Source organism: Ectobacillus panaciterrae DSM 19096 (genome assembly GCF_000430785.1).
Classification (GTDB): domain Bacteria; phylum Bacillota; class Bacilli; order Bacillales; family Bacillaceae_G; genus Ectobacillus; species Ectobacillus panaciterrae.
In genome coordinates this window covers 1-10932 of the sequence record NZ_AUMR01000111.1, presented here as the reverse complement: position 1 = coordinate 10932, position 10932 = coordinate 1, and the positions used below count along the sequence as shown (strand labels likewise).

The 10932-nt window shown below is 37.9% G+C and carries 8 protein-coding genes and 1 pseudogene; 4 read left to right on the top strand and 5 right to left on the bottom strand.

Translation table 11 applies throughout. The annotated features are described in order from the left end of the window. Positions 1–288 (top strand): IS3 family transposase (locus H540_RS0119745; protein WP_028401906.1); only part of this gene is annotated, 288 nt, incomplete at its 5' end. A 667-nt stretch (positions 289–955) separates the two neighbouring features. On the opposite strand, the gene H540_RS0119735 is transcribed toward H540_RS0119745, so the two are convergent. Beyond that, positions 956–1843 (bottom strand): LysR family transcriptional regulator, encoded by an 888-nt coding sequence (locus H540_RS0119735; RefSeq protein WP_028402084.1) that lies wholly within the window; start codon positions 1841–1843, stop codon positions 956–958. Between the two features lie 138 nt (positions 1844–1981). Here H540_RS0119735 and H540_RS0119730 point away from each other — a divergent pair, with 138 nt between their 5' ends. Both H540_RS0119730 and H540_RS0119725 read left to right on the top strand, forming a co-directional pair. Next, on the top strand, positions 1982–2587 hold the full coding sequence (locus H540_RS0119730; RefSeq protein ID WP_028402083.1) for a LysE family transporter: 606 nt from the start codon (positions 1982–1984) through the stop codon (positions 2585–2587). A gap of 445 nt (positions 2588–3032) precedes the next feature. After that, positions 3033–4217, top strand: coding sequence for an aminotransferase-like domain-containing protein (locus tag H540_RS0119725; RefSeq protein ID WP_028402082.1), 1185 nt, complete (start codon positions 3033–3035; stop codon positions 4215–4217). 312 nt (positions 4218–4529) lie between these two features. Here H540_RS0119725 and H540_RS0119720 read toward each other — a convergent pair whose 3' ends face one another. From H540_RS0119720 to helD, 4 genes and pseudogenes are all read right to left on the bottom strand, one after another. Then, positions 4530–5372, bottom strand: a complete 843-nt coding sequence (locus H540_RS0119720; protein WP_028402081.1) for a tyrosine-type recombinase/integrase — start codon at positions 5370–5372, stop codon at positions 4530–4532. 223 nt (positions 5373–5595) lie between these two features. Beyond that, positions 5596–7071, bottom strand: coding sequence for a DHA2 family efflux MFS transporter permease subunit (locus tag H540_RS0119715; protein ID WP_028402080.1), 1476 nt, complete (start codon positions 7069–7071; stop codon positions 5596–5598). A 70-nt stretch (positions 7072–7141) separates the two neighbouring features. Beyond that, positions 7142–7708: pseudogene (locus H540_RS0119710) on the bottom strand (phosphotransferase); the annotation flags it as partial. A gap of 220 nt (positions 7709–7928) precedes the next feature. Then, positions 7929–10271: an RNA polymerase recycling motor HelD gene (gene helD / locus H540_RS0119700; RefSeq protein ID WP_028402078.1), complete on the bottom strand. Its 2343-nt coding sequence runs from the start codon at positions 10269–10271 to the stop codon at positions 7929–7931. Positions 10272–10703: 432 nt separating this feature from the next. Between helD and H540_RS0119695 the strand changes: the two genes are divergently transcribed. Then, the coding region (locus H540_RS0119695) for an HTH domain-containing protein (RefSeq protein ID WP_028402077.1) at positions 10704–10932 on the top strand (229 nt) is incomplete at its 3' end.

Sequence of the window (10932 nt, the reverse complement as noted above, 5' to 3'; positions counted from 1 at the left end):
TCAGATCAAGGTGTTCATTATACAAGTCCTATCTTTCAAAAAGCAGTAAAGAAATTAGGGTTACGCCAATCTATGTCAAGACGGGGAAACTGTTGGGACAACGCACCACAGGAATTATTCTTTGGCCATCTTAAAGACGAGTCCTCTATTAAAGCATGTACAAGTCTAGATGAGTTAAGAAAAGAAATTAAACAATATATGATTTATTACAATCACTATAGATACCAGTGGAATTTAAAAAAGATGACCCCTGTTCAATATAGAGATCATCTTCTTAAAACTGCCTAGGTTTTTTTTAATGTCCTTTACAAAGGGTACACTTTACAATTTAATACTGAGAAATTAGGCTTTTTCGTTGCTCGATTAAAGCGCCCGATTGTTGAACAAGAAAAGCTTATTTTTTTTAACATAAGTAAGGATTATCGGTAATCAATAAAGTGATGATTATTTAAAAATCCTGTCTAGATCCTTAATCCACTTTCCTTTAAACTTAGATGTAAAACCTCCAACTGAATATTCACAGGTTCTTCTGGGGGAATATATATTATTTACAGTAATCGCTGAAGGTTTACTCATTACATATCCTGTTCAAAAGTGAAAGTTATTTCTTTACTATTTCTATGCTTGCTATTATATCTCTCTAAATAACAAGCTAAGGCTGCATTGGATGTGCCTGTGGCGCTTTCTTCTGAAATTCCATAGGCGCGAAATTTCTAGTGCGCAGGAGAATCATATAAAGTTTCCAGTGGAAATACATGATACCCCCTAGCTCCATATTCCTTAGTTACTTCACGGATTTTCTCTAGTTAGTTAATCAATTCCATAAATTATTATTAGACCCTAGCCTAATTCTTCATCCACATCTATGACCACCAAGGAAATTCGTTAAATATTTGAGAGCGGAAGAAGGCAGAGTTAAACGAATAACTTAATAATATGTAATTGAAATCTTCTATTAATACTCTAGTATTTCTTTAGCTAGGTCTAGGAAAGTTCTTAATACCGTCGAAACCCACTTATCCCTGTGATATACCATTTGTGTAACCAAATTAAAAGGAGCCCCACCCCAATGAAGTTCTATTAATTGCTTTCTGTTCAACTCCTCCTCAACAGTAATCCTGGGAAGCAACGTTATCCCCAGTCCGCTTATTGTCAATTGTTTGATTGTTTGGATACTGCCCGTTTCCATTATGGATTTCGGAGCTACCCCAGCATCATCGAGACTTTTCTCCAAAAGATTGCGGTAACTGCATCCTTTTTCAGCAACGATTACAGTGTTGTCAGCAATATCTTCGGGATAAACTCGATTTTTGGTAGTAAGCGGATGTCCCGGAATGGCTAGTAAAACTAAGGGCTCGGGAAGTTCCAATTCAGTAATGAACTCAGAAGCATTTATTTTCTGACCAATAATAAAAGCAACATCAACCTGATTTTCTTTTAGCAATGTTTGACATTTATTATTATTTTCCATTTTTAAAATAATTTCAACCGCTTGATTTTGCTCATGGAATTCCTTTAATAGGTGAGGGAGCCTTACAGCACAGAGCGATTCATTTGCCCCTATCGTCAAAGTTCCCTTTAATACATCTGATGCTGCTAAAGTATTTTTTGCTTCATCATGAAGTTCTAGTATTTTTTTAGCGTAAACAAGAAACTTTTCCCCCTCAGCAGTCAAAGATATGCTTTTCCCTAATCTTTCAAACAAATGAACTTCTAATTCTTTTTCTAACAGTTGTATCTGAGCAGTAATTGCGGATTGCGAATACCCTAGGTAAGCTGCTGCTTTTGTAAAATTATTCAGTTTAGCTACAGTGATAAATGTATTTAATTGGCGAGACTCCATCTATATACACCCCAAAATCAATCATTTATTTTAATCATTATCATTCAATTTATCAATTTTACTGATTATTAGTACCATGATATCATTCATGCTAGCATTAGTTAGTATCTTTTCAAATTAAATCAGGGAGGTCAATTTATGATCAATTTTGCTGCACTTCTATCCTATGTTTTTGTTTCAACTTTTACCCCCGGACCAAATAATATTATGTCTATGACTAACGGAATTAACTTTGGCTATAAAAAATCCTTTAAATTTGTTCTAGGTGCTACTTTTGGAATGGCTGTCATCATACTATTGTGTGGTTATCTTAATTTATTTCTATTTAAACTTCTTCCCAATATCAGGCTGTTTATGGAATTATTTGGTTCGGTATATATAATATATTTGGCTGTTAAGATACTCAAAAGTAGTTCTAACCCAAATGATACTAATGATGCGAGTATGAGCACATTTAAAGCTGGAATGCTTATGCAGTTTATGAATCCTAAAACAATACTTTATGGTATAACTGCGACTTCAATTTTTATTATTCCCTACTATAAATTAAACATAGTATTATTCATATTTGCTATATTTCTAGCATTCATAGGGTTTCTATCGATGTCCTGCTGGACTCTTTTTGGTGCATTATTTCAAAAATTTCTTAGTCGGTATAGAAAGCCTTTCAATGTTATTATGGCATTGCTCCTAATTTATTGTGGATTATCTGTTCCTGAATTGAAACATCTAATTCATTTATAATATTTTTTAAATCAACAAATAGATATCGATTTTATTAAAAATAAATATATGAAAACGCGATTTTATGTAGCTGAACTATTGCATGGTAAAATTCAGGGGTTTAAGCTCCAGATTCCCCGAGGGAGAATACTTTCTGTGGTGCAAGTTACCTGATGTTCTTAAATTATCAGAATTCACAAAAAAAACAATTCCTGTATGGTGTCCTAATAATCCCCGGTGATTTGTCCTATCCTAACAGGTTTATTGGTGAATTATATATACATCTCAATTTCTCCTGCCTATCAGAAAAAGATATTACTAAACGAGTAAAAAGAGGAATCAATGCAATAGGGAAATGTTCAAATACTTCTCGCAGTTCAAAAGCTTCTCTTTATTCAACCATCAATCCGTTTCTTTAGGTGGCATGTGGGTGTTTCATTTGCCACTATTTTATAAGGGGGTTAACATGAATATTAAATTTTCAAAAAGAAGTGATACAATTCAAGCTTCTGAAATAAGGGAGCTATTAAAATTAATAGGGGCCAGCGATATTATTTCCTTCGGAGGCGGGCTTCCTGCAGAAGAAATATTTCCGGTAGAGGAAATGAAGGTTATTTGTGATGAAATACTGTCGGAGTATGGTGGGAAAAGTATGCAATATGCACCCTCTGAAGGATACGATAAGCTTAGAAAAATTATTGTTGAAATCATGAGAGAAAAAGGAATCAATGCAGATCTGGATAATATACTGATTATTTCCGGATCTCAGCAGGGCTTGGATCTTACTGCAAAGGCATTTATTGACGAAGGCGATACTATAATCTGTGAAAGTCCTACATATCTTTCTGCAATTAATGCCTTTAAGCCTTTTTTTCCAAGTTTTGAAGAGATTTGTATAGATAATGAAGGCTTAATTCCAGAAGATTTGGAGGAAAGACTTAAAAATAATAAAAATGTTAAGTTTCTTTATACCATACCGGATTTTCAAAATCCAACAGGAGTTACATTAAGTCTGGAACGACGAAAAAAAATAATTGAACTGGCCAGCAAATATAATATTTTGATAGTTGAAGATAATCCCTACAGTGAATTAAATTTTACTGGACAATATCTTCCTTCATTAAAGAGTCTTGATACTGAGGAACGAGTTATCTTTCTGAGCACCTTTTCTAAAACTGTTTGTCCTGGATTTAGAATTGGATGGGTTTGTGCTTCAAAAGAAATTATACAAAGATACGTTTTGTTTAGACAAGGCTCAGACCTTCATACAAATATATTTTCTCAGATGCAAATTGCAAAGCTCTTTGAAAAATATGATGTTAAAGCAAATATAAAGAAAAATATAGAGATTTGCAAAAGTAGAAGAGATACTATGTTAAATACAATTAAAGCCGAATTTCCTAAAGAAGTTAAATATACTGAGCCTAAGGGAGGTTTTTTCCTCTGGGTTACACTACCAGCTTATATGGACAGCGAGGAATTATTAAAATCTGCATTAAAAAACGGTGTAGCTTTTATTTCAGGAGAAGCATTTTTCCCAAATGGGGGGCATAAAAACACCTTACGTTTGAACTACTCAAGTATTAATGAAGAAAAAATAAGAAAAGGAATTAAAATATTATCCAATGTTATTAAAGAAAATATGCTATGAAATAATCAAGATGGATATCAATATTTGAAACAACAATGTGTTGAAACATTCCATTATGACCTCGGTAGCCATTCATACAGCGCAAAATTAGCGCTTCACTATAGAGAATGAAAATGGTGAAAAACCGTCAATACAACGCCGTATGCGGTGAAAGCCTCACGTACTGGTATAAATGGGGAAAAGGGAGAGATAACTTCAAACCCTTACCTATCCATATTAATAAGCCTTATTCCATTAAATGGCCCAATTCAAAAAGACACGCCTGTATATATGCGCGCCTCGATTCTAATTAAAGATTAATTTATGTAGCTTTCAAAAATATTTACTATAAAAATCGTGTCGCAACTTTCCGCTCAGCTGAGCATATATTCTCGTGGTTTCACTCTTCTCATGGCCAAGTAAACTTTGTATTACTTCAAGTGGCGCACCGTTGTTAATCATATGTGTAGCATAGCTGTGGCGTAATTGATGAGGATGAATACTCTTTTTAATCCCGGCATGATTCGATATACGTTTGATAATAAATCTTAGGTTATCAATACTCATACGTCTTTTTGGCCTTCTTTCCGTAATAAACAAACAAGGCTCCTCATCATCTCTTTCATCTAGATACCTTTTTAACCAAATGGAGCAACGGGTATTAAAATACACTTCTCTTTCTTTATCACCTTTTCCATGTACAATGACAGAATTCGTTGAGAAGTTAATATCGTCACGATTCAGTTTTACGACTTCCCCAATACGGCAGCCAGTAGAATACAAAAATTCAAATAATGCATTCTCCATTGAGTTATGACATGCTTCCCTAAGATGTTCAATCTCTAGTTCTGAAAGGAATTTTGGAATTCTTTTACCTAACTTCGGTTCTTTTAATTTAGCAGCAGGGTTTTTAAGAATAAAGCCTTCATCATGTGTCCATCTAAAAAGTGATTTGATGCAACGAACTCGATGTCCCAAACTAGATGGCTTTAAGTGTTCTCCTGTCTCAATTAAGTAACCCTTTAGTTTTTCTGTAGTAAATTCACTCATGCTAATGTCACCGAAATAACGTAATAAGAGACTATGTTGAAAACAATATGTTTTTAAAGTCAGAGGTGAATATCCCTCAATTTTTTTATCTAATTGATACTGTTCACAGGCTCCTGATAATAACATTACTCTTCACTCTCCCATGCTACAAATCAATTAATCTAGATTCTATTATGTTCAAGGAGAGTCTTTTTTATACGCTCGTTATTCAACAATCGCAGAAAACAAAAAAATACCTAACCATAAGAACACTTGAAATACAAGAAAAAAGACGCTTTCTTTATAAAGAATAGCGCCCGATTGCCGAAGATCAACTTATTATATAGAAAAGATCATCCATTTTTCTTTTTTAATGTCCTGCCATCATTGCAGCATTCGCGTCTTTTGTTTCATCATCTGGTTCATGTTCCGGCTGTTGTTTTGGTCTACTAAGGATTGTTCCTAGAAGTGCCCCAGCTAATGCAATCCCTGCAGCTAGAAGGAATGTGTCACCATAGGCAGCAACGGCTGCTTTAATTGGGTTAGCTGTTTCTGTCATATGATCAGTGATTCTTGACGTTAGGAACCCAGTCATACCTGCTACCGCAAATGAAACCATTACTTGTTGAGCCGCTGTTGTTAATGGTGTGACACGACTAACAAGATGCCTTGGAGCGGATTGAAGAACATGGGTATTAATCGCCATCATGGATAGACCCATTCCTGCGCCCATCATCACTAAACATGTAATGATAAATCCAGTAGTTGTATCCATAGAAATTCGTGAAAGCATAAATAGCGCTCCAGTAATAATAGACAAGCCTGTTATGACTAAAGGACGAGCACCTATTTTATCAAATAAACGCCCTCCGATTGGCATCATAACACCTGACGCTAGAGCTTGTGGAAGTAGAATTAAACCAGTATCTAAAGCACCGTAACCTCTAACTGTTTGTAAAAATAACGGGACAATAATCATAACCCCAAATAAAGCGATTTGAGAAATCCATGCAATCACAATCCCTTTTCTAAAGTCAGATGATCCAAAAACTCTCAGCTCCAATAAAGGCTGCTTTTGACGAAGTTCGACGAAAATGAAAATAATGAGAGCAACTCCACCTACAATTAATCCGGTAAGAGTTTCTGTTGAAGACCAGCTTTTGCCCCCTTCACTCACTCCATAGGCTAGCATTGCGAATGCGATAGGTGCTAATATGATTCCTAAAAAATCAAGTGATGGAACGGTCTTACGTTCAACTTTCGGCAAAAATTTCATTCCAACCAATAGTGCAATAATACCGATTGGCAAATTAATAAGGAAAATCCAGTGCCAAGTAACGTATTCTACAAGATATCCTGCTAAAACAGGCCCTAGTGCAGGTGCTAATAGCATCGGAACCCCAAGCGTTCCCATTACGGCCCCAATTTTATCCGGAGGAGCAAGTCGGAAAATCATGGCCATTCCTATTGGAGCAACCATTCCTCCGCCCAGCCCTTGAATAACCCGATAGATGATTAGCTGTTCAGGGTTTTGTGCAACAGAACATAGAACGGAACCAAGCGTAAACAAGGCGATCGTAATTAAAAATATCTTTTTTGCCCCAAATCGGTCCGTCATCCAACCAGCTAAAGGAATGACAGCTGCTAATGCAAGCGTATAACCTGTTATGGACCATTGCATGGTCGAAACATCAGACTTAAAATCTTCCACTATTCCAGGAAGCGCAACATTCATCGCCGTACTATCAAGAATTACCATTATCATACCAACAATGACAGCTAGTAGTGGTCCTATGATGGTTTTAATGGAAAATGCTTCATTGTTATTTTCTTTTTTTGTTGACATACGAAATTCATCTCCTTTTCTAAAATTCCAGTCTTCTAGAAGTTTATTATGTTTATGACAGGATTTCCTCTTATTTGTTTTCAAAACAGGATTCCATGCTTACAGTTTTTTCACTAAAACCCAAAAGTTTCTTTAAATTTGCCACAACGGCCAGATCAGCATAGCGGTCGTTTAAAGAAGCAGCTTCCCAGTCCACAAGCCAGAGCCGAACCCCATCAAAAAGAATATTTTCAGGTTTCAGATCGTTATGACACGAAACTAAATTCTGCTCATCATGACTAGGGTAAACATTTGCAACTTGTGTGTATAGTTGGAACATCTCCTCGGTCATACTCTCCGGAAGAATTTTAGCATCCTGAAATTTTCGAATGAAACTATCGACAGTATCAAGAGTATCAATGTAATTCATAAGCTTGGGGAAAGGCGGCAGCGAATGCAAATGGCGAAGTAAATCAGGTAACTTGGTTTTTGCCTCACCCGCCGGAAATGGTCGAACTTCCACAAAATCTGTGATTGAAATTCTGTCTTTTATATTCATGTACCATATGCGGGGAGCAAGTCCCGCCACGGCAGCAACCTTCATGCAAGCGAACTGTCGCGCAGGATCGCTCATAGCATCAGTACTAGTGATGATACGAAGTAAGTATGGGTTTCCCTATACAACAATGCGAAAAACAAGGGCAGATGTGAGGCCAGTGGTCAATCTCCGGATATCTTCGTATTCACTCACTCCAAAAGTGGTCTGTAAGGCGTGTTTAACGGCATTTAGTTTTGTTTCTGGTATCATGTTATCTCCTCCAAACTTCTATTTTTATTAAGTAGTACATTAAAAATAAGTATTCCTAACTAGCCACTATTTACGTCATGGTCAGTAGTAAACTCTTTTGCGTAACGTTGCGCAAAAAGGAGGTCGGTTCGCCTATGCTGTAAAGCTGCAAGTGATGCATAGCCCGGGTGCAGGCGGTGTAAAACAATCTGCGCAGGCTTTCATCGCAGTATATTTGCGCCGATACGTCATAAATAATGACAGCATCGAATTCGATGCCTTTGGCCAAATACGCCGGTATGACGACAACGCCTTGCTCGTATTCAATCGAGCCGCTCTTCACGAGCTTGATTTCTTCGACGCTGCTCAGGGCCTCGTATGCGGCGGTGCATTCCGCAGCGGATTTGCATATAATCGCGATCGTATTATACCGCCGCTTCCGCAAGTCTGCGACTTTGGAAGCGATGCAGCGGTGCAGTTCGGCGCGATTGGACAATTGTGTCAGCACAGGCCTCTCGCCATCGCGTTCAAAAGCGGTAATCCGTTCGCCGTCGGGTACGAGCCCGCGTGTAAATTCGACGATCGGTCTTGTGGATCTGTAGCTGCGGGTCAAGTTGATCGCAACCGTTTCATCCGGTCCGTATAAGCCGGTAAGCGTGTGGAAATCAACCATTTCGCTAGCATGGGCAAATATTGCCTGGTTAAAGTCACCGAGCACGGTCATTCTTGCCGAAGGAAACAAACGTTTCAAAAACTCAAATTGAAACGGAGAATAATCTTGCGCCTCGTCTACAAGTACATGTTTGATCGAGCTGTTCGTTTGAAAGCCTTGAATCAGCTCTTTCATAAGTAAAAACGGAGTAGCATCTTCGTAAAATAGTTTTCCTTCGTCCAGCATTTTCACAGTCGATAGGCAAATATCCGCCCACTCCTCGGGTGTTTCCCGATCCATCCACTGTTTGATCTGGGCGGGATCGGTAAAAAGCTGCTTGTATATTCCCTTAATGTTGACGAAACGAAACGCCTTGATCCGTTTTCGCAACGGCTTTAACTTCTGGCGAACAATCAAGCGGGCTAACGCTTCAGGCTCGATTTCATAATCATGAATCGACTCTCCTTTAAAGCCGCGTTTTTCCGCTAAGTAGGTATATGCCTTATGGTAATCCTCATTGCTAAGCAGTTCGATTTCCTCCTGTACCCATGGCTTAGTCCGTTCGAGCTTCTCGGCTTCATCTATTTGCTTAATTAGCCAATCCTTCAATTTTTCAAGTCTGCTATGAAAGCGAAGCGAGGTGTCGCTACTATAAAACTTTTCAGCGATTTGTTTAGCAGTAACGATTGGTTTTCCTCTGAAGATAATCCCTTTGAATACCATTCCGGATAATTCCAGCGACTCCCTGTATGATTTGATCACCTCAAAAAAACGGGTGGTAGCCTTGAATCGGATGCTCGCAATCCTTGTTCCGTATAATGGGTTATCCACTGCAGTTAAAACATATTCCAATTGATCGTAAGGATTCTCAACTTGAAACTCACTTTTCAGCCGATGATCCAAGTATTCCTGGAATGTGACCTGCTGCATATTCTCTTCGCCGAGTTCTGGCAACACATTGGAAACGTAACTATTAAACATCGAATTAGGCGAAAAAAGAATGATTTGATCGGCATTCAGCATATCTCGATATTTATAGAGCAAATAAGCAATCCGCTGCAGGGCAGCCGATGTCTTACCGCTGCCAGCAGCGCCGTGTACAATGAGCATCCGCCCGCGATCGTGCCGGATGATCAGGTTTTGCTCCTGTTGAATGGTGGCCACTATATTGTGCATATGTTTGTCTGTACCTTTACCAAGAACCTGCTGTAAAATCTCGTCACCAATAGTGAGACTGGTATCGAACATAGATTGGATAATGCCGCCGCGGATGAGATATTGCCACTTTTTCTCCAGTATGCCATGAATGACACCTCCAGGTGTAGCATACTTGGCGGGACCAGGCTGGTAGTCGTAGTAGACACTCGAGACCGGAGCCCTCCAGTCGTAAATAAGGAAATTTTCTCCGCTTGTATCCGTGAGCGTAGAGATGCCGATATAGATTCGTTCCGCAGTTGAAGTTCCTTCTTCAATGAAATCGATTCGACCAAAATAGGGCACCTCTTGCATACGCCGCAGCGCAGATAATCTCTTGGATGCATGTCTATGGGTGCTTTGGCTTATGGACAGAGCTTGAGCCTCTTGTCTCAAGCCGATGATGGTCTCAAGATAATCGTCGAAGGTATCAATATTAACCTTTACTTCATCCCAAAAGTGTTTGCGGATATTCACAACTTCCATCCGACGCCTGGAAGTTTCGTCCTCCAATCTATTGATTTGCTCTGTAATTGTCTCAGTTACGCTGTCCACTCGTTCTTGCTCCTGGCGAAGTTCCATGTTCATATCAAACACTCCTTTAAAAAATAAAAATAGGGGTTGACTGGAAAGGATTTTATGGTGTATAATTAAAATAGGGATAATTTATACAAAAATCAATTAATGGTGTATCTATATAAATTTACCACAGTTTCTCATTTTTTTCAATGTATTTACACGACCACTGCTATGATGGATCATAATTGTTGCAAATTTAAAGGAAAAAAAACCTATTTTACAAGAAAAATGACTCACAAAAAATGATATCCAAATATACGATCATTTAGTGGTAGCGTCAGGAAACCGCGTTTACAACGTTAAGGAAATTCCAATATTAAAAAGCCCAATTTCTTAGTACAATGTACCCTATTAAGTAGACACCAAAAAAAGTCTACCAATAGGGTACTTTTTTGTATAATTAAGAAACACAACTAGAGATAACATGGAGACGGGAAAATAATGAGTAAAAAGATTTTCACAGAGAAAGAGACCAAGCAGTTATCAACTAATAAATATGTTAAAGCAGTTGGTACAAAAGGAATCACTTATACAGATGAATTTAAGCGTATTTTTATTTCTGAAAGAGAGAAAGGAAAGGCTGCGAGAGAAATATTTGAACATTGCGGGTTTGATCCAGAGGTTTTGGGGATGGACAGAATTTATTCCGCGAACAAAAGATGGCAAAAGG